At 63.4% G+C, this 20,552-nt stretch carries 8 protein-coding genes; 3 read left to right on the top strand and 5 right to left on the bottom strand.

Going from position 1 to position 20,552, the window contains the following annotated elements; genetic code table 11:
* The first annotated feature begins 99 nt into the window (after nucleotides 1-99).
* Together AC0J41_RS08220 and AC0J41_RS08215 are read left to right on the top strand one after the other, a co-directional pair.
* On the top strand, nucleotides 100-2,304 hold the full coding sequence (locus tag AC0J41_RS08220; protein WP_473015122.1) for a TonB-dependent receptor: 2,205 nt from the start codon (nucleotides 100-102) through the stop codon (nucleotides 2,302-2,304).
* A gap of 216 nt (nucleotides 2,305-2,520) precedes the next feature.
* Nucleotides 2,521-4,056 (top strand): FAD-dependent oxidoreductase, encoded by a 1,536-nt coding sequence (locus AC0J41_RS08215; RefSeq protein WP_473015121.1) that lies wholly within the window; start codon nucleotides 2,521-2,523, stop codon nucleotides 4,054-4,056.
* 123 nt (nucleotides 4,057-4,179) lie between these two features.
* Here the strand turns inward: AC0J41_RS08215 and hemB are convergent, their stop codons facing one another.
* Together hemB and AC0J41_RS08205 are read right to left on the bottom strand one after the other, a co-directional pair.
* Nucleotides 4,180-5,154 (bottom strand): porphobilinogen synthase, encoded by a 975-nt coding sequence (hemB, locus tag AC0J41_RS08210; protein WP_473015119.1) that lies wholly within the window; start codon nucleotides 5,152-5,154, stop codon nucleotides 4,180-4,182.
* A gap of 248 nt (nucleotides 5,155-5,402) precedes the next feature.
* Nucleotides 5,403-6,101, bottom strand: a complete 699-nt coding sequence (locus AC0J41_RS08205; RefSeq protein WP_473015118.1) for a glutathione binding-like protein — start codon at nucleotides 6,099-6,101, stop codon at nucleotides 5,403-5,405.
* 318 nt (nucleotides 6,102-6,419) lie between these two features.
* Between AC0J41_RS08205 and AC0J41_RS08200 the strand changes: the two genes are divergently transcribed.
* Nucleotides 6,420-7,094 carry a hypothetical protein gene (locus AC0J41_RS08200; RefSeq protein WP_025108871.1) on the top strand — a complete coding sequence of 225 codons (675 nt, stop codon included), beginning with the start codon at nucleotides 6,420-6,422 and terminating at the stop codon, nucleotides 7,092-7,094.
* Between the two features lie 119 nt (nucleotides 7,095-7,213).
* On the opposite strand, the gene mnmH is transcribed toward AC0J41_RS08200, so the two are convergent.
* The 3 genes from mnmH to AC0J41_RS08185 form a co-directional block, all read right to left on the bottom strand.
* Nucleotides 7,214-8,317: a tRNA 2-selenouridine(34) synthase MnmH gene (gene mnmH, locus AC0J41_RS08195; protein ID WP_473015116.1), complete on the bottom strand. Its 1,104-nt coding sequence runs from the start codon at nucleotides 8,315-8,317 to the stop codon at nucleotides 7,214-7,216.
* Complete coding sequence (gene selD, locus AC0J41_RS08190; RefSeq protein WP_025108869.1) at nucleotides 8,317-9,351, bottom strand: selenide, water dikinase SelD; 1,035 nt, start codon at nucleotides 9,349-9,351, stop codon at nucleotides 8,317-8,319. Before selD ends, mnmH begins: the two co-directional genes overlap by 1 nt.
* A 256-nt stretch (nucleotides 9,352-9,607) precedes the next feature.
* Nucleotides 9,608-20,131: an autotransporter-associated beta strand repeat-containing protein gene (locus tag AC0J41_RS08185; RefSeq protein WP_473015115.1), complete on the bottom strand. Its 10,524-nt coding sequence runs from the start codon at nucleotides 20,129-20,131 to the stop codon at nucleotides 9,608-9,610.
* Nucleotides 20,132-20,552: the final 421 nt, after the last annotated feature.

Here is a 20,552-nt window from a genome sequence, read left to right as displayed (position 1 = left end):
GCGAACTCCTATCATTTGCGCCTGGAGTCGCATTTGCGCAAGGAGTTCCCCGCGCCGTTCAACATTTTCTCATCGGCGGCGCGCCGCCAGGTACGAAACATGCCCACTCCAGCTCGACCCGGTGTCCCTTTTCGCCCGACCCTTCTCGCCCTGCTGTGCTCCCTGAGCGTTACCGCCTACGCAGCCGATGAAAACGGCAAAGAGCTGGTCCTCGACAACGTCAACATCAATGCCCAGGCACCCACCCCCAACGCCCTGCCCCCGGCCTACTCCGGCGGTCAGGTAGCCCGTGGCGGCCAGCTCGGCGTGCTGGGCAATCAGGACATGATGGACGTGCCGTTCAGCGCCGCGTCGTACACCGAACAGCTGATTCAGGATCAACAGGCCGAAAACGTTGCCGACGTCCTGCTCAACGATGCATCGGTGCGCCAGGCTTCCGGTTTCTCCAACCAGGCGCAGGTGTTCATGATTCGCGGCCTGCCGCTCAATGGCGATGACATTTCCTATAACGGTCTGTACGGCGTGCTGCCACGGCAGATCATTTCCAGCGATGCGCTGGAGCGTGTGGAAGTATTCAAAGGCCCGAACGCCTTCATCAACGGCGTGACCCCGACCGGCTCGGGCATCGGCGGCGGCGTCAACCTGCAGCCCAAACGCGCCGGCGACGAGCCGCTGCGCCGCTACACCACCGACATCAACAGTGAAGGCCGCATCGGTCAACACTTCGACATTGGCCAGCGTTTCGGCGAAGACAACCGCTTCGGCGCACGGATCAACCTGTCTCAGCGCGAAGGCGATACCGGCATCGATCACGAAAACCAGCGCTCGAAACTGTTCGCCATCGGCCTCGACTACCGTGGCGACGCACTGCGCCTTTCCGGTGACTTCGCCTACCAGAAGGAACGCGTCAACGGTGGCCGCAACTCGGTCAACCTGGGTACCGCCACGCACATCCCGGACGCGCCATCGGCCGACACCAACTACGCGCCGAAGTGGGGCTACACCGACATCGAAGACACCTTCGGCATGCTGCGCGCCGAGTACGACCTGAACGACAACTGGACTGCATACGTCGCCGGCGGCGCCAAGCACACCCGCGAAGTCGGTCGTTACAACTCGACCACCCTGGTGGGCAACAGCGGCGCCTCGTTCACCACCGGCTCGTTCATCCCCCACGATGAAGACAACACCAGTCTGATGGCCGGACTGAACGGCAAATTCACCACCGGCGCCGTCAGCCACAAGCTCAACTTCGGCCTGAGCGGTCTGTGGGCCGAACAGCGCAGCGCCTACGATTTCGACCTGACCAAGTACGCCAACAACATCTACCACCCGGTAGAGACCCCGTCGCCGGTCGGCAACTTTTCCGGCGGCGACGTCAGCGATCCGGGCATTGTCGGCAAGACCTTCAACCGCAGCCTCGCGCTCTCCGACACCCTCGGTTTCTTCGATGACCGTCTGCTGATCACCGCCGGCCTGCGTCGTCAGCAACTGGTGGTGCAAGGCTACAACTACGCCAGTTATGGCAGTGGCAGTCGCAAGTCGAGTTACGACGAATCGATCACCACACCGGTCTACGGCATCGTGTTCAAGCCGTGGGAGCATGTCTCGTTTTACGCCAACCACATCGAAGGCCTGGCCCAGGGCCCCACCTCGCCGACCAGCACCGGCGGTTTCAAAGTGACCAACGGCAACGAAGTCTATGCACCGGCACGTTCCAAGCAGACCGAGGCCGGGGTCAAGGTCGACATGGGCACTTACGGCGCGAGCCTGGGCGTCTATCGCATCGAGCAGCCAAGCGACGGTTACTGCGAAATCAACAGCGCCACCACCTGCACCTACGTGCGTGAGGGCGAGCAGATCAACAAAGGTGTGGAAATGAACGTGTTCGGCGAGCCGCTCAGCGGCCTGCGCCTGATCAGCGGCCTGACCCTGATGGACACCGAACTGCGCAACACTCAGAACGGCGCCAACGACGGCAATCGCGCGATCGGCGTGCCGAGCTTCCAGTTCAACGCCGGCGCCGACTGGGACGTGCCGGGCTTGCAAGGCGTGGCACTGAATGCGCGGATGCTGCGCACCGGCGGCCAGTACGCCGACGCGGCCAACAACCTCAGCCTGCCGACCTGGAACCGCTTCGACGCCGGTGCGCGTTACGCCTTCAAGGTTTCGCAGAAAGACGTGACGTTGCGTCTGGGCGTCGAGAACCTGGCCAACAAGAAATACTGGGAATCGGCTCAGGGCGGTTATCTGACCCAGGGTGAGCCACGGGTGGCGAAACTGTCGGGGACAATCGACTTCTAAGCCTCGCCGCACAATGAAAAGGCCCCGCAGCTTTACGGTTGCGGGGCCTTTTTGGCTTTTGTGGCGTGTGGAAAGACTTTTCGCGAACAGGCTCGCTCCCACATCGCGTTGCCGTACATCCTTCAGTGTGGAGCGCGCCTGCTCGCGATGACGGTCGGACTGGCCGCCCTGCCCTGCTGATCCATACTTGCTGCACAGCCACCAGAGGACAGGCCCATGAACCGCAGCGACGTACTGATCATCGGCGCCGGCCCGACCGGTCTGGTGCTGGCTCTGTGGCTGAGCAAACTGGGCGTGCGCGTGCGCATTCTCGACAAGACCTCCGCCCCCGGCACCACCTCGCGGGCGCTGGCGGTGCAGGCGCGGACCCTGGAGTTGTACCGGCAACTAGACCTGGCCGACACCGTGGTGCGCAACGGTCACAAGGTCGCGGCGGCGAACTTCTGGGTCAAGGGCAAGCCGGTCGCACAGTTGCCGCTCACGCGCATCGGCGAAGGCCTGACGCCCTACTCGTTCATTGAAATCTTCCCTCAGGACCAACACGAACGGTTGCTGCTCGAACGCCTCGAAGACTATGGCGTGGTGGTTGAGCGCAACACCGAACTTGAGAGTTTCGAAGAAACCGGTGACGGCCTCACGGCGCATCTGCGCTTGCCGGACGGGCGCCAGGAAGTTTGCCAGGCGTGCTTTCTCGCGGGTTGCGACGGCGCGCGCTCGGTGGTGCGCAAAACCCTCGACACCGGTTTTCCCGGCGGCACCTATCAGCAGATTTTCTACGTCGCGGATGTGCAAGCCAGCGGCCCGGCGCTCAATGGCGAACTGCACCTGGATCTGGACGAAGCGGATTTTCTTGCGGTATTTCCGCTGGCCGGCGAAGGCCGTGCGCGGCTGATCGGCACGGTACGCGACGAACGCGCCGACCACGCCGAAACCCTGCAATTTGCCGACGTCAGCAGCCGCGCCATCGAACACCTGAAAGTCCACATCGACGAGGTCAACTGGTTCTCCACCTACCGCGTGCATCACCGGGTGGCCGAGCACTTTCGCAGCGGCCGGACGTTTCTGCTCGGCGATGCGGCGCACGTGCACAGCCCCGCTGGCGGCCAGGGCATGAACACCGGCATCGGCGATGCAATCAACCTGGCATGGAAACTCGCCGCCGTGCTCGACGGCAGCGCTACGACGAAACTGCTCGACAGTTATGAAACCGAACGCATCGCCTTCGCCCGCCGACTGGTCTCGACCACTGACAAGGTGTTCACCTTCGTCACCGCCGAGGGGCGCATTGCCGATCTGCTGCGCACGCGCCTGGCGCCGTTTCTGATTCCGAAAATGGCCACCTTCGAGGCCAGTCGCGAGTTCCTGTTTCGCACCGTCTCGCAAGTCACCCTCAACTATCGCGGCATGCCGCTGAGCCAGGGCAGCGCCGGCCACGTGCACGGCGGTGACCGCTTGCCGTGGGCGCATGATGGTGAGGGCGATAACTATGAGCCGCTCCGGCAGCCCTGCTGGCAGGTGCATGTGTACGGCGACACCAGCGACGAGATGATCGCCTGGTGCAACGAACACCACCTGCCGCTGCACGTGTTCGACTGGCGTCCTGCGTTTGAAACGGCGGGGTTGGGACGTAACGGCTTCTACTTGCTGCGCCCGGACACCTATGTGGCGATTGCTGATAACAGCGCCGATCCGAAGGTGATCGAGCGGTATTTTCGCGATCACGGGATCCGGCCATTCTTTGCCGGCCCCTGACACAGCACAACGCCAATGTGGGAGCGGGCTTGCTCGCGAAGGCGATGTAGCAGCAACGAATAGGTTGACTGACACGACGCCTTCGCGAGCAAGCCCGCTCCCACAGGGGGGGTGTGGTGTTTGTCAGATCCCCGCCAGCGCCAGATCCATCGCAAAGTAAGTGAAGATCAGGTCCGCACCCGCACGCTTGATCGCGCCCAGGCTTTCGCGCACCACGCGATCCTCGTCGATCGCTCCGGCCTGAGCGCCGAACTTGATCATCGCGTACTCGCCGCTGACCTGATACGCCGACAGCGGCAGGTTCGAGGCTTCACGAATGTCACGGATGATGTCCAGGTACGCCCCGGCCGGTTTGACCATCAGCGCGTCGGCGCCTTCCTGCTCGTCGAGCAGCGACTCACGCAGGGCTTCGCGGCGATTCATCGGGTTCATCTGATAGCTTTTGCGATCGCCCTTGAGCGCGCTGCCACCGGCTTCGCGGAACGGACCATACAGCGCCGAGGCGAATTTGGTCGAGTAAGCCATGATCGCGGTCTGGGTGAACCCGGCCTCGTCCAGCGCGCGGCGAATCGCCTGCACCTGGCCGTCCATCGCCGCCGACGGCGCGATCACATCGGCACCGGCACGCGCCGCCGCCACGGCTTGCTTGCCGAGGTTGATCAGGGTCTGGTCGTTGTCGACTTCGTGGTGGTGCATCACGCCGCAGTGGCCGTGGTCGGTGTATTCGCAGAAGCAGGTGTCGGACATCACGATCATCTCCGGCACCGCGTCCTTGGCAATGCGCGACATGCGCGAGACCAGGCCGTTTTCGCGCCAGGTGTCACTGCCGTTGGCATCCAGATGATGGGACACGCCGAAGGTCATCACCGACTTGATGCCGGCACGGGCATAGCGCTCGATTTCACTGGCCAGCTTGCGCTCGGGAATACGCATCACCCCCGGCATGCTCTTGATCGACACGAAGTCGTCGATCTCTTCTTCGACGAAAATCGGCAGCACCAGATCATTCAGGGTGAACTCGGTTTCCTGGAACAGACTGCGCAGGCTCGCATTGCGGCGCAGACGGCGGGGACGTGCTTCGGGGAACTGGCTGGACATGGGGCTTTCCTGAAATCGGAAGATGAGACGAAAGTCGTAGGGGGCGAAGCTTATGCCTTCGTCGGGCGCAGGTACAAACCTGGATCAATCAAGAGTGCATTACCGGCTGCGCAATAATCCTTGCGTCACAGCACAAATCCCCTGTGGGAGCGGGCTCGCTCGCGAAGGCGTCGTGTCAGGCAACGCGTTTGTTGCTGATACACCGTCTTCGCGAGCAAGCCCGCTCCCACAGGGGGGGAATGCGCAAATCAGGAAGGAATGGTCAGGCCCCGAATGACCGCCGGGCGCGCCAGAAAGCGCTCCAGCACCCGAGTGACGTTCGGGAAATTGCTGATGCCAACCAGATCCCCGGCCTCATAAAAGCCGATCAGGTTGCGCACCCACGGGAACGTGGCGATGTCGGCGATGGTGTAGCGCTCGCCCATGATCCAGTCACGGCCGTCCAGGCGTTTGTCGAGTACGTTGAGCAAGCGCCTGCTCTCCTCGACATAGCGATCACGCGGACGCTTGTCCTCGTAGTCCTTGCCGGCAAATTTGTTGAAAAAGCCCAGCTGGCCAAACATCGGACCGATTCCGCCCATCTGGAACATCAGCCACTGAATCGTCTCGTAGCGCAGCGCGCCTTCCTGCGCCAGCAACTGGCCGCTCTTGTCGGCGAGGTAGATCAGGATCGCGCCGGATTCGAACAGCGGCAGCGGTTGGCCTTCGGGGCCGTGCGGGTCGAGGATCGCCGGGATCTTGTTGTTGGGGTTCAGCGACAGGAACTCGGGGGACAACTGGTCCTGCGTGTCGAAGCCCACGCGGTGCGGCTCGTACGGCAGGCCGATCTCTTCGAGAATGATCGAGACCTTGACGCCATTGGGGGTCGGCAGGGAGTAGAGCTGAATCCAGTCAGGGTATTGCGCCGGCCATTTCCGGGTGATCGGGAACGCGGACAGATCAGTCATGGGAAGCATCCAGTCACAAATTAAAGGCCTGAGCATAATCCATGATCGGCCGCTCAAGCTCGGGTTCTTTACCGGACAGACACAGGCGGGACTTAAATCCGCAACATCCTGTGGTTAACCTCTGCCATCAGTCGCTCATCGTTGCCGTTAGAGTGCGGCGCTCTGGCGCGAATCGAACCAAACCGGCCTCAGGGGACTCTGAGCTATGCCTTTCGCAAGGGAAGCGCGACACACGACATGGACAACACCTGGTGCTGGGAGCCTGCGGTGTAAGGGTTTGTCAGCCTTAACCGAACACGCTGAAGAAACTTTTAATACATGACGAACCTTATGCGTTTCGCCAAACGCTTCAAACATCGTGCTTATGTGGCTCTGCCCGCCCTGCTGGCAGTCAGTGCGTTGCTCCTGTCGCTGGAATCGAGCCAGATTCGCGCCCAACCGGTAGACGGCACCCAGACCCTGGTCTTCCTGCGCCACGCGGAAAAACCCGCCGGCGGTCTCGGCCAGTTGAACTGCCAGGGCCTGAACCGGGCGATCGAGCTGTCGACCCTGCTGCCGGAAAAATTCGGCAAGGCCGATTACGTGTTCGCCGCCAACCCGACGCGCAATGTCGAGGAAGGTGAGCAGGACAACTCCTACAGCTATATCCGCCCCCTGATGACCATCAGCCCCGCCGCGATCAAGCTCGGCCTGCCGGTGAACATCGAGTTCTCGGCCAACGACACCAGCGACCTGGCGCGTGAATTGACCGAAGACAAGTACCACAACTCAACGATCTATACCGCGTGGTCGCACGGCTACCTGCCGGAGCTGATCAACAAGGTCGCGGGCAAGGCGGTCGGCGAAAAGCAGACCATCACCGACGACTGGGCGGCCGGCGACTTCGATTCGCTGTATGTGCTGACCCTGACCTGGCACAACGGCAAGGCCAGCTTGCAGAGCCACAGCTACAAGCAGGGGCTGGATAACGGCAAGGTTACCTGCCCGACTTGAGGCCTGCGGTGCCTGTGCCGACCCTTTCGCGAGCAAGCCCGCTCCCACAGGGGATGCCTGCCCCGTGAAGATCCAGTGTGGGAGCGGGCTTGCTCGCGAAGAGGCCCGCCCAGACACCCTCAAATCCGCTGATTCACCCGCTCGCGCAGATACTCCAGCACCGCCCCCTGCTCCCCGGCAAACTCGATCCGCCCGCCCTTCTTCTCACGCTGGAACGCATACATCGGGTCGTAATACTCACGCAGTAGCCCTTCGATCCAGCCACGGTGCAGATCCACCGCCCCGCGACCTGCCTGCTCGGCCAGCGCGTCCTCCATCAAAAACAGCAATCGCCGATGCCGCTCGCCACCAAGCCGCTTCTGCACATTGTTCAGGCTTTCCAGCAAACGCTCGGAAAACAAATCGAAGCCGTCTTCGCCATGCACTGTGGAAAACTCGGCTGAAAGGTCCACCACGTAATCACGCAGGATCCGCTCGACCCGATCCTCAAAACTGTCTTCCAGCCAGACCATCGGGTACTGCTGCATGCCCTGATACAGCGGCAACGGCAGCGCACAACTGCCGACCACCCGACTCTCGTCTTCCAGCACGAACTGCTCGATACCGACATCGCGCTTCTTGAGGATGTCGATGGCCAGACGGTTTTCAAAATCGATGTTCGACGGTTGCCCGGTGGCGCGTTTGCCGAAACTGGAGCCCCGATGATTGGCGTGGCCTTCCAGATCCAGGCCGTTGCGCAACTGCACCAGCACCTCAGTCTTGCCGGTGCCGGTCATGCCACCCAACAACACGAAATCACACTGGGCGAGGCCCTGCTCAAGGGTGTCGATCAGAAAGTTACGCATGGCCTTGTAACCGCCACCGACACGCGGATAGTCGATACCGGCCTCGTCGCGCAGCCACTGTTGAGTGATCTGCGAGCGCAAGCCGCCACGAAAACAATAGAGGTATCCATCAGGATGGGCCCGGGCGAAATCGGCCCAGGCCTGAATGCGCTCGGCCTTCACCGTGCCAGACACCAACTGCTGGCCCAGTTCGATGGCAGCCTGCTGGCCGTGTTGCTTGTAGCAGGTGCCAACCTTCTGCCGTTCGATGTCGTTCATCAGCGGCAGATTCACCACACCGGGGAACGCGCCTTTGTGAAACTCGACCGGCGCACGGGCGTCCATCATCGGCCGGTCGTTGAGGAAAATGTCGCGGTAATCGGTGCAGTCGCGTGACATCAAATCACCTCGACTGCGTGGGTCTGTCGTTCGACCAGTTCGCCGATCGGCGCCAGGTTCAAGCCCAGTTCGGCGGCGACCGCGAGGAACTCGGCGTTGCCTTCAGGGGTGACCGCAATCAGCAGGCCGCCACTGGTCTGCGGGTCGCACAGCACGCGTTTGTGCAACTCCTGCAGACGGCCGAGCTTGCTTGAATAGCTGTCGAAGTTGCGCAAGGTGCCGCCGGGCACGCAGCCCTGTTCGAGGTAGTACTCGACGCTGTCCAGACGCGGCACATGGTTGTAGCCGATACGCGCAGTCAGGTGGCTGCCGTCGGCCATTTCCACCAGATGCCCGAGCAAGCCGAAACCGGTGACGTCGGTCATCGCAGTGACGCCGGCGAGTTTGCCGAAACGGCTGCCGGGTTTGTTCAGGGTGCACATCCAGTCGCGGGCCACGCCGACGTCATCGGGGCGCAGTTTGCCCTTCTTTTCGGCGGTGGTGAGGATGCCGATGCCCAGCGGTTTGGTCAGGTACAACAGGCAGCCGGCGGTCGCCGTGTCGTTGCGTTTCATGTGGCGTTTTTCGACCAGCCCGGTCACGGCCAGACCGAAGATCGGCTCCGGCGCATCGATCGAATGCCCACCGGCCAGCGGAATGCCGGCGGCGTCACACACGGCTCGACCGCCGCGAATCACTTCCCGCGCCACTTCCGGCGCCAGTACATTGACCGGCCAGCCAAGGATTGCGATCGCCATCAACGGATCGCCGCCCATCGCATAGATGTCGCTGATCGCGTTGGTCGCGGCTATCCGGCCGAAATCGAACGGGTCGTCGACAATCGGCATGAAGAAGTCAGTGGTCGATACCACACCGCGCTCGGCATCGATCTCGTACACCGCCGCGTCATCACGCGAAGCATTGCCGACCCAGAGTTTCGGATCGAGGTTTTGCGCACCGCTACCGGCCAGAATCACTTCCAGCACCTGCGGGGAAATCTTGCAGCCACAACCGGCACCGTGGCTGTATTGGGTCAGACGAATCGGCTCGCTCATGGGAGAGTCTCTGGCAGGGAATGGGGCGAATTCTAGCAGAGCGCGAGCTGGCAGATTTTTGCGCTGAATGTCATGGCCCCTTCGCGAGCAAGCCCGCTCCCACAGGGGGAACGCATTCCAATGGTGGGAGCGGGCTTGCTCGCGAAAGCGATCGACCGGTCGCCACCACTTCATCGCCGGACCGATAAAAGCCGCTCTATTACGCCCGGCAAAAAAAAACCGCCCTTTCGGGCGGCTAAAGTACTTCGACCATGATTCAGAAGCTTTGACTGAAGCTGATGTTGAACGCGCTGTCGTTGTTGTCGCTCGACACCTGACCCGAGTAACCGATGCCCAGCTTGCCGGTCGGGGTGACCTGGAAGTCGATGCCGGCTTCGAGCAGTGCGCTGTCCTTGGCAATCGGCACACCTTGGGTGCTGAACGAGGCGCCGCCGTCGATGAAGGTCAGGTCGGCGTCAGGCTTGGTGTCGCCGTAGGCATGACGCCAGCCGATGGCCGCACGTGGCGTCAGTTGGCTGCCGTTGGCCAGGGTCACCAACTTGCCGATGCGCACACCGAGGGTCGAGTAGGTGATGTCCTGATCGGCGTCGGCCTTCAAGCGCCCCACTCCGCCTTTTTCCTTGGCGGTGTCGCTGTCGTAGTTGACGTAAGCCAGACCGGCGAACGGTTCGATGGCGACGCCTGCGGCGCTGATCGCGTAGCCCACTTCACCGAACACCTGAGCACTGCGCGCGTCGTAATCGGCCTTCAGGCGATCGTTGTAGCTGCCGACGCTGACATCGCGTTTGGTTTCGATGCTGTGCCAGCTGTAAGCCGCGCCGAGACGCACGGCCAGTGCATCGAACTGCGAGTTCAGATAACCCGCCAGGTGGTAGCTGTCGACCTTCGCATCGGAGTTGCGATCATGTGCGTTGAGGTTGCTGCGGGTGTAGCCGGCCGCCATCCCGGCACGCCAGGTATCGTCCAGCGCCTTGTCGGTGCCGAGCATGAAACCGCCGAGGTTGCGATCGACTTTCGCCGTGTTGCTGTCGCCGCCCATGTCACCCCATGCACCGATGGCCCGAATCCAGCCGACCATTTCCCCGTGGCAACCGTTGCTGCTCAGTTGCGTATCGCTCGGTGCCAGGGTTCTGCGTGGGTCGTCCGAGGCGCTGCACGACGGCTGACGCATGCGGTCATTGACCGCTTCGCGGATGAAGCGCGAATCCTCAAGCATGGCGCTTGCGGTGCTGGCGTGGATTTCGCCAGACAGGCTGTCGAAGGCGTTACGCGCACCGGCCACACTGAGGTTGACGATCTGGTTCTGCAGCGCCGCGCCGGCCGCCCCGTTATTGGTCAGTGCCGTGGCGGCACCGCGCTGGTTGCCGGTGGCCGCGACGTCGGCGAACGAGTTGCCGTTGCGGCTCACGGCCAGGGTGACCGAATCGGCACCATAGACCAGCGAGCTGCTGAGGAACGCGTACTGCGGCAGATCGGCCGCACTGAAGGTGCCGGTCACGCCGCCACCCGCGGTGATCAGCGAGTAAGTGGTGTTGCCGGTGAACGGCGCAAGGCTGTTGACCACCAGACCGCCACCCAGCGCCGCCGTGCCACCCACTGCCAGTGGTGTGGCGGTTGGCGAACTGACCGTCAGCGCCAGCACACCGTCCGCCGCGTTGGTCAGGTTGCCGGCCACGCTCAAGGTGCCGTCGGCACCACCGGAAGCCACCACACCGTGGTTGACCACCGAACCGACGCTGCCATTACCGCTCAGGCCTGCGCCGTTGGCGACGGTGACCTGCCCGCCCAGCGAAGCCCGCGCTCCACGGCTGCCGACTTGCAGCGCGCCTTGATCGACGGACACGGTGCCGCTGAACGGTTGATTACCAGTAAGCAACAAGGTGCCAGTGCCGCGTTTGGCCAGCTCCCCGGTGCCGCTCAGGATGCCATTGAACTGGCCATTGGCATTTTGCTGGAACACCAGCGTAGCGTTGTCGGTGATGTTGCCTTGCAGACTGGTGGTGTTACCGATCAGCGTACCGCCGCTGACCGTGGTGCCACCGCTGTAGGTGTTGGCGCCAGTGAGAATCAGAGTACCGGCGTCAAGTTTCTCGATACCTCCGGTGCCGATCAGCGGCACATCGATTTCTGCGCTGCCCCCGGCATTGACCCGCACCGGCGCCAGGCTACCGCCGGCACCGTTGACCGGCGTCAACGTCCCGCCAGCCCCCGGCACCAGGCTATAGCCGCTGGTGAGGAACTGCAGGCCGGTGAAGTTCTGATTGCCCAGCACGGTGACGGTGCCGGCCTGACCGCCGAACACGGCGAACTGACCATTGTTAGCCAACGCTTGAGTGCCGCTTGGATCGGTCCAGTTGGTCCCTGGCCCCCACACGCCACTGCCGCCGCCGATGCTGCCGTCAGGGTTGGTGGTGCCACCGTTCCAGAACTGCACTTCACCCGGTGTGCCCTGCACCAGCAGGTTGACCTGATTGGCAATCGCGGTTTGCAGGGTCAGGTTGGCTGCCGAGACCGGCAGGCTGCCGTAGACCAGACCGTTGTCGGTCAGGCTGCCGCCGTAGCGGAACAGTTGATAGACCCCGGTGCCGAAGCCGCCGGCGTTGCTGATGTTCAGCGTGCCGTCGAGGGTCAGGTTGCCGGCGACGTTGACCACCGTGGTGGAACTGGCGGCCGAGCCGAGACTGAAGTCCAGATTAGTGCCCGAGGACAACGTCAGCGCGCCGACCGACAGCGGTGTGGCCGTGCCGCCACCGGTCAGCGTTGCACCGCTGGCCAGTTGCACGTTGCCGCCCAGTTGCCCGCTGCCACCGATTTTCGCGCCGCTGGCGACGCTGACGTTGGCGCTGTTGAGTACGCCATTGACGAGCAGGTTGCCAGCCTGCACCGAGGTGTTCCCGGTGAAGGTGTTATTGCCAGTCAGCAGCAACTGGCCGGTGCCGGTTTTGGTCAGCGTGCCGGCGCCGGTGAGGTTGCCGGTGTAGCTGCCATCGGCGTTCTGCGCGAAGGTCAGCGCCGCGTTGTTGACGATGGCGCCTTGCAGGCTGCTGGTGTCGCCGGTAGTGCTGCCGCCGTTCAGCGTGGTGCCCCCGCTGTAAGTGTTGGCGCCGCTGAGCAGCAGGCTGCCGCTGCCGTTTTTCACCAGGCTGCCGGTGCCAGTGACAGCGCCAAGCAGCGTGGTGTTCTGGTTGCCGGCCAGGGTCAGTTGCGAGCCGAGGTTGATCGCGTTGGCCAGTTGCGCCGCCGAGGTGCTGTCGAGGGTGCCGTTGCCGGTCACGCTCAGTGCGCCGCTGCTGATTGCGCTGTTGTTACCCAGCACCAGCGTGCCGCCAGCGAGCTGAGTGCCGCCGCTATAGGTGTTGCTGCCGTTGAGGGTCAGGCTCGATGCGCCGGCCTTGATCAGGCTGCCTGCGCCGCTGACTACGCCGTCGAGGGTCAAGGCGTTGCTGCCGGCGACGCTCAGGCCGCCATTGAGCACCACATTGTTGGCGAGGCTGACCGCCGCGTTGCTGTCCAGTGCCGTGCCGGCCGCAGCCGTCAACACGCCGGTACCGAGCGCCGAGTTATTGCCGACGACGATCTTGCCGCCGTTGAGCGCGGTGCCGCCGGTGTAGCCGTTGGCGGCGTTGAGCACCAGCGTACCGGTGTCGTACTTGCCCAGGGTGCCGGCGCCGTTGAGCGCTACGCCGAGGGTCGCGGTGGCGTTCGGATCGACGCGCACCGTGGCGTTACCCAGCGAACCGTTGACCAGGTTCAGCGAACCCGCCGTGCCGTTCTGCAGGCTGTAGCCATCGGTGACGAACTGCATGCCGGTGATGGTTTGCGCGCCGTTGACGGTGACCGTGCCCGGCGTGCCCTGGAACACCGCGAAGTTGTTGGTCCAGGCCTGATTGGTGGTGCCGTTGACGTCGGTCCAGTTGGTGGTGCCGGTGCCCCAGGTACCGCTGCCGCCATCGACCGAACCGTTGGCCACCAGTTGGTTGCCGTCCCAGAACTGCACGGTGACGCCCGGTGCGGTGACCAATAGGTTGATCTGGTTGGCCAGCGCGGTTTGCAGGGTCAGATCACCCGGGGTGACGCTGCCCGGCACCGTGCCGATCAGCATGCCGTTGTCGGTCAGGCCGCCGGTGTAGTTGATCAGGCGATACACGCCGCTGCCAAAACCACCGATGTCGCTGACGTTGAGGGTGCCGTCGAGGGTCAGATTACCGCCGACATTGACCAGCGCATTGCCGCCACCGGAGACCGGAGCGCCGAGGCCGACATCGAAGTTCGAGTTGGCGTTGAACACCAGCGAATTCACCGACAGGGTGCTGCCAGTAGCACCGGCCAGATGACCACCATCAGCCACCGTAACGGCTCCGCCGAGCGAGCCGCTGCCACCCAGCGTGCCGCCGTTGTTGACTAGCACACTGGCGCTGTCCAGCGAGCCGTTGACGTTCAAGGTGCCGGCATTGACCGTGGTGTTGCCGGTCAGGCTGTTGATGCCGGTCAGCGTCAGCGTACCGGTGCCGAGTTTGTTCAACTCGCCGGTTCCGGTGAGCACGCCGTCGAAAATGCTGCTGGCGTTGTTACCGCCGATGCTCAGCGTGTTGCCGCCGCCGATCAGTGCGGTGCCGCTGCCGGTCAGGCTGGCAAGGCTGCCCGAACCGCCAAGGTTGAGAGTCGCCGCAGCGCCGAGATTGACTCCGGCGTTGCTGCCCAGTGCCGAGTTGCCCAGCGTGGTCAGGCTGCCAGACTGCACATCGAAGGTGCCGCTGAAAGTGTTGTTGCCGGACAGCGTCAGGTCGGCCAGACCGTTCTTGGTCAGGGTACCTGCCCCGGCGATCACGCCACCCAGGGTCAGGTTGTTGTTGCCCGCCACGCTGAGATTGGCATTGACGTTGAGGTTATTGGCCAGTACCAGAGGCGCCGTGGTGTCGAGGGTCGAAGCACCCGCCACGGTCAACGCGCCGGAGCCCAGGCCTGACGAGGTGCCGAGGGTCACGGTGCCGGCGTTCAGCGTGGTGCCGCCGCTGTAGGTGTTGATGCCGTTGAGGGTCAGGTTGGAGGCGCCGTTCTTGATCAGGCCGCCCGCGCCGCTGACGACGCCGCTGAGGGCTACGTCGCTGGTGCCGGTGTTGGTCAGGTTGGCGTTGAGTACCACGTTGTTGCCGAGGGACACCGCACTGTTGCTGTCCAGTGCCGAGGCACCGGCCACGGTCAGGTTACCCAGACCGAGGGCGCCGTTGCTGCCGGCGGTCAGGGTGCCGGCATTGAGGGTGATGCCGCCGAGGAAGTTGTTGGCGCCGCTCAGGATCAGGTTGGCCGCGCCGTTCTTGGTCAGGCTGCCGGCGCCGTTGATGGCGCCGCTGAGTGTCAGGTCGTTGCTGCCGACGATGCCGAGGTTGCCCGCCAAGTTGATCGCATTACCCGCCGTAAAGGCGCCGTTGGCATCCAGTGTGGTGCCATTCGCCGCGTTTAGGGTGGCCGAGCCCAGCGCGCTGTTCGACGCCAGAATCAGACCGCCCGCGTTCAGTGCCACCGGCCCGAGGAAGGCGTTGTTGCCGCCGAGGGTCAGGCTGGCCGAACCGTTCTTGATCAAGCCGCCTGTGCCGGAAATGACACCGTTGAGGGTCAGCGCATTGCTGCCGAGCACGGTCAGGTTGCCGTTCAGGGTGGCCGCGTTGGCCAGTGTCACGGCGGTGTTGCTGTCCAGTTGCGTACCCGCATTGGCGATCAACGCGCCAGTGCCCAGCGCGGTATTGCTGCCGACCACCAGCGTGCCGCCATCCAGTTGGGTGCCTCCGGTGTAGGTGTTGGCCCCGTTGAGCACCAGAGTGCCGGCGTCGAGTTTGTTGAGGATGCCGCTGCCGTCGATGTTCACGCCGACGGTGGCGGTCACGCCCGGATCAACGCGCATCGCCGTGGTGCCACCGCTGCCATTGACGGCGGTGAGCAGCCCTGACGTGCCATTGACCACGTTGTAGCCGTCGGTGAGGAATTGCATGCCGGTGAACAGTTGCGTGCCGTTGACCGACACGGTGCCGGCCGTGCCCTGGAAGACTGCGAAGTCGCCGGCCCAGGTCTGGTTCAGCGTGCCGTTGGAGTTGGTCCAGTTGGTGCCGCCGGCATTCCACGTGCCAGTGCCGCCATCCACCGTACCGTTGGGGATGGTCTGGCTGCCGTCCCAGAAACGCAGGTTGGTATTCGGCGCCGACACGATCAGGTTGACCTGATTACCCAGGGTCTGCACGAGTATGTCGCCGAGGCCGTAACCCACCGGCACACCGGCCACGGTCAGGCCGTTGTCGGTCAGCGCACCGATGTAGTTGAACAAGCGATAAACACCGACACCGAACCCGCCGGCATCGGTGACATTGAGATTGCCGTCGAGGGTCAGGTTGCCGCCGATGTTCATCAGCGAGCTGGTCGATGGCGTTGCAAGGCTCGCGTCGACATTACTGTTGGCGGTGAGGATCAGCGACGAGGTGGACAAGGTATTGCCCGAGGACAACGCCAGATGACCGCCGCTGTTGATGGTGATGAAACCAAGCGCCGAACCGGTGCCTGTGAGGGTGGCGCCGTTGTTGATGTTGAGCTGGGTGCTGGCCAGCGAACCGGTGAGATTCAGCGTACCTGCGTTAACGTTGGTATTGCCGGTGATGCCGCTGCTGCCGGTGAGGTTCAACGTCCCGGTACCGACTTTGGTCAGGGCACCGCTGCCACCGAGGTCGCCGTCGAAGGTGCTGGTATTGCTCACACCGCCGACGGTCAGAGTATTACCGCCGGCGATCTGCACACTGCCGCTGCCGCTCAGCCCGTCGAGGCTGGCGCTGCTGTTGAGATAGAGATTGGCACCGGCGCTGATGTTGGCGCCGGAGGTGTTGCCCAGCGCCCCGCTGCTCACGGTGGTGACGCTGCCGGAAGCGATGTTCAGCGCGCCAGTGAAGGTGTTGTTGCCGCTGAGCGTCAGATCGCCAAAGCCATCCTTGGTCAGGCTGCCGGCGCCATCAATCACACCGCTGAGGTTCAGGGTGTTGCTGCCGGCCAGGGTCAGGCCGGCGTTGAGGGTGATGTTGTTGCCGACGGTCATGCCGGTGCTGGTATCCAGCGTCGAAGCACCGCCGACGGTCAGGCCGCCACTGCCCAGTGCAGAGGCCGAGCCCAGTGTCAGCGTACCGGCATTGAGCGTGGTGCCGCCACTGTAGGTGTTGGTGCCGTTGACGGTCAGGTTGGCCGCGCCGTTCTTGATCAACTGACCGGCGCCGCTGATCACGCCGCCGAGGGTCAGGTCTTGGGTGCCGCCGACGCCAAGTGCCGCATTGAGCACGACTGCGTTAGCCAGACTGGCCAGCGGCGAACTGCTGTCCAGCGTCGCCGCGCCGCCAACCGTCAAGGCACCGGTGCCCAGCGCCGAACTGTTGCCGACGGTTACCGTACCGGCGTTGAGTGTGGTGCCGCCGATGTAGGTGTTGGTGCCGTTGAGGTTCAGGTTGGCCGCACCGTTTTTCACCAGGCTGCCAGCTCCGGCGACGGTGCCGGTAAGGGTCAGATCCGCACTGCCGCCGATGTTCATAGCACCGGCCAGGTTGACCTGATTGCCCAGAGTAACGGCAGTGTTGGTATCCAGCGTGGTGCCGGCCGCCGCGTTCAATGCACCGCTGCCCAGCGCGGTGTTGCTGCCGACGATCAATTTGCCGACGTTCAACGCGGTGTTGCCGAAGTAAGTGTTGGCGCCGTTGAGAATCAGGTCGGCGGGACCGCTTTTGGTCAAGCCACCGACACCGGAGACCACACCCGCGAGGGTCAGCGCGTTGCTGCCGCCGATGGTCACGTTGCCACCGAGATTGACGTTGTTGGCCAGGCTCGTCGCGGTGCTGGCGTCCAGCGTGGTGTTGTTGCCGGCGTTGAGCACGCCGGTGCCGAGGGCGGTGTTGGAGCCGACGATCAGTGTCCCGGCATTCAACGACGTAGCGCCGGTGTAGGTGTTGTTGCCGGTCAGGGACAGGGTCGAGGCGCCGGTCTTGATCAGGTTGCTGCCACCACTGATCACGCCGCCGAGAGTCAGCGGGTTGGCGCCGCCGGCGGTGAGGTTGGAGTTCAACGCAATCGCGTTGTTCAGCGTCACGTTGGCGCTGCTGTTGAGTGTTGCGCCCGCACCACCGACGGTCAGCGTGCCGGTGCCGAGTGCCGCGCCGTTGCCAACGGTCAGGCTGCCGGCATTGAGCGCCGTGCCACCGGTGAAGGTATTGACGCCGTTCAGGGTCAGGTTGGCGGTGCCGTTCTTGATCAACTGACTGGCGCCGCTGAGCACGCCACCGAGGATCATGCCGTTGCTGCCGCCGATGGCCAGGTTGCCGTTGAGCGCGACGTTGTTGTTCAGGATGACCGAGGTGTTGCTGTCGAGGGTCGCGGCGTTGGCGACGGTCAGGCTACCGCTGCCCAGTGCCGCGGCATTGCCGACGGTCAGGGTGCCGGCATTGAGGGTGGTGCCACCGCTGAACGTGTTGGCACCGTTGAGAATCAGGTTGGCCGCGCCGTTCTTGGTCAAACCGCCGCTGCCGCTGACGACGCCACCGAGGGTCAGGTTGGCGTTGCCGGCGACGTTCAGATTGCCACCGAGGGCGACAGCGTTGCTCAGCGCCACAGCGGTGCTGGCGTCGAGGGTGGTATCCGCCGCCGTGGTCAGTGCGCCGGTGCCGAGCGCGGTGTTGGAGCCGACGATCAGCGTACCGGCATTGAGCGCAGTGCCGCCGGCAAACGTGTTGTTGCCGCTGAGGGTCAGGTTCGCGGTGCCGTTCTTGATCAGATTGCCGGCGCCGCTGATGACGCCGCTCAGGCCCAATGCCTGCGTGCCGCCAATGGTCAGATCCGCCGCCAGCGCCACAGCGTTGGCCAACGTCACCGCAGTCGTTGCATCCAGCGTAGTGCCAGCCGCTGCGTTCAACGCACCCGTGCCGAGGGCGGTGTTACTGCCTACCAGCAAAGTACCGCCATTGAGCGTGGTGGTACCGCTGTTGGTGTTGTTGCCGGTCAGGGTCAGGCTGGCGCTGCCACTCTTGGTAATGCCGCCGGTGCCGGAGACGATGCCGGCCAGGGTCAAGGCATTGCTGCCGAGCACGTTCAGCGCGCCAGTGATCCCGACGTTATTGGCCAGTGTCACGTTGGCGGTGCTGTCGAGGCTGGTGCCGGTGCTGGTGTTGAGTACGCCGGTACCCAATGCGTTGTTGTTGCCGACACGCAAGGTGCCGGCGCTCAGGGTGGTAATCCCGCTGAAACCGGTGTTGGCGCCGTTGAGGGTCAGACTGCCGCTGCCGGTTTTGGTCAGGTTGGCGGCGCCGCTGATCAACCCGCCAAGGGTCAGTGCACCGGTGCCGGTCGCGGTCAGGGTGCTGTTGAGGGTCAGCGCATTGCTCAGCGAAATCGGTCCCGACGTCGACAAGCTGGAAGAGCCGCCGATGGTAATGCCGCCAGTGCTGAATGCCGAGTTGTTACCCACCGCCACCACGCCACCGTTGAGAACGGTGTTGCCGGTGTAGGTGTTGATGCCGTTGAGGTTCAACTGGCCGCTGCCAATCTTGGTCAGGCCGCCGCTGCCGGAGATCACTCCACTCAGGGTCGAGCCGTTGATGCCTTGCACGGTCAGGCCGCCGGCGCCGAGCGAGATCAGGTTGCCGAGGTTCAGACCGGCGTTGCTGGCTTGAATGATCCCGCCGTTGGAAGTGATCACACCGCTGCCAAACGTGGCGTTGTTGTTGAACTGCGCAACACCGCCGTTGAGGGTGGTTGCGCCACTGACCAACGGCCCCTGCAAAGTCCAGGTGCCGCTATTGAGGGTCAGGTTGTTGAAGTTGACGTAGGTCGAGCTCGACGCGGTGCCGGTGCCGGTGGTGCCGCCGCCGAGGCCGATCGGGTTTTGCAGGATCAGGCTGTTGGTACCGCTCGCACCACCATCGATGGTCCCGGTCGGAGCGAAAGTCAGGTTGACGCCGATCAGGCCACCGAGGCCGACGGTCACTTGCACGCCGTCACCGACGTTAACGCTCGAACCGGTGATCGCGTAAAAGGTGTTGGTACTGCCCGCGCCCATCGACACGCCGCCAGTGATGTTGCCGGCGTTGGTGAAGGTGTTGCCCGCCACCGACGTCTCGAACGCGACCCGGCCGTTGATCGTACCGCTGGCGCTGTTGGTCATGTTGACTTGCGAACCGCCATACACCCCGACCACTGGCGTATCGGCCAGGGTGATACCGCCGACCGACAGCCCGGTCGAGGTAATCGTACCGTCGTTGGTGATGGTCGTAGTGCCCGACACCGAGTTGTTCACGGCAATCCCCAGCCCATCGATGCTGGTCAGGTTGAGGCCGAGCAGCATGCCGGTACCGCGAATGAGCCCGGTGGTGTTGTTGACGATGCTCACCGTGCTGGTCGCGCCGGTGCCGATGAATGCGCCGCCACTGAGGATCGAGACCAGGCCCAGTAAGGCCGGGTCGAGGGTGCCGGAGTTGTTCAGGTTGATATTGGCCCCGGTCAGGTTGATCACCTTGCCGCCAAGGGTCGCGTTCATCTGCGCGCCGTTGGCGACGTTGACCGTCAGGCCGCTGGTGGCGCTGCTGTAGTCATTGAGAAACAGCGGCAGGGTCGGAACACCCGTACACGTAATCGTCGAGCCCGCCGCCGAGCAGGTCGCGAGCGCCTGCTCGCTGACCCCGCCGAACAGAAGGCCGGCAACGCTCAGGTGCACAGCAAGGGAAAGAGGGGAAAAACGCGAAACGAGGGCGACACCGAACCTTGCTTCCACGGGCTACTCCTTGTCGTGGCCAATTTCTTCCTTGAAGGCGTGCAGCCGTGCTTATTCCACACGCGAATCAAGACTGCGACGGTCATCACAAAACCGTTGATTGGGGACAAAGCTAGTAGACGCCCCGCCATGGGGCACTGATTAAATGGTGTTAATACTTTAATACTAGGCCGTCTAAACCGAGGCTTTCGACCAGCAAACACAGGATTTTGACCTCATGGTGCCCCCCCGTGGGAGCGGGCTTGCTCGCGAAAGCGGTGTAACGATGAAGCCTGTGTCAGCTGACCCGACGCCTTCGCGAGCAAGCCCGCTCCCACAGTGAAATAGCTGTATCTGGAAAACTGGTACGCCTTGTGCAAACGTTTGCGACCTGCCTATAACGGCTTTTTCGTGACAAAACCGTACAGACCCGCAGAACCCG

It is taken from the genome of Pseudomonas sp. Arb-4-2C, from assembly GCF_055755015.1.
Note: the sequence above shows the minus strand (reverse complement) of the source record. Positions and strands in the feature narration are given on the sequence as shown.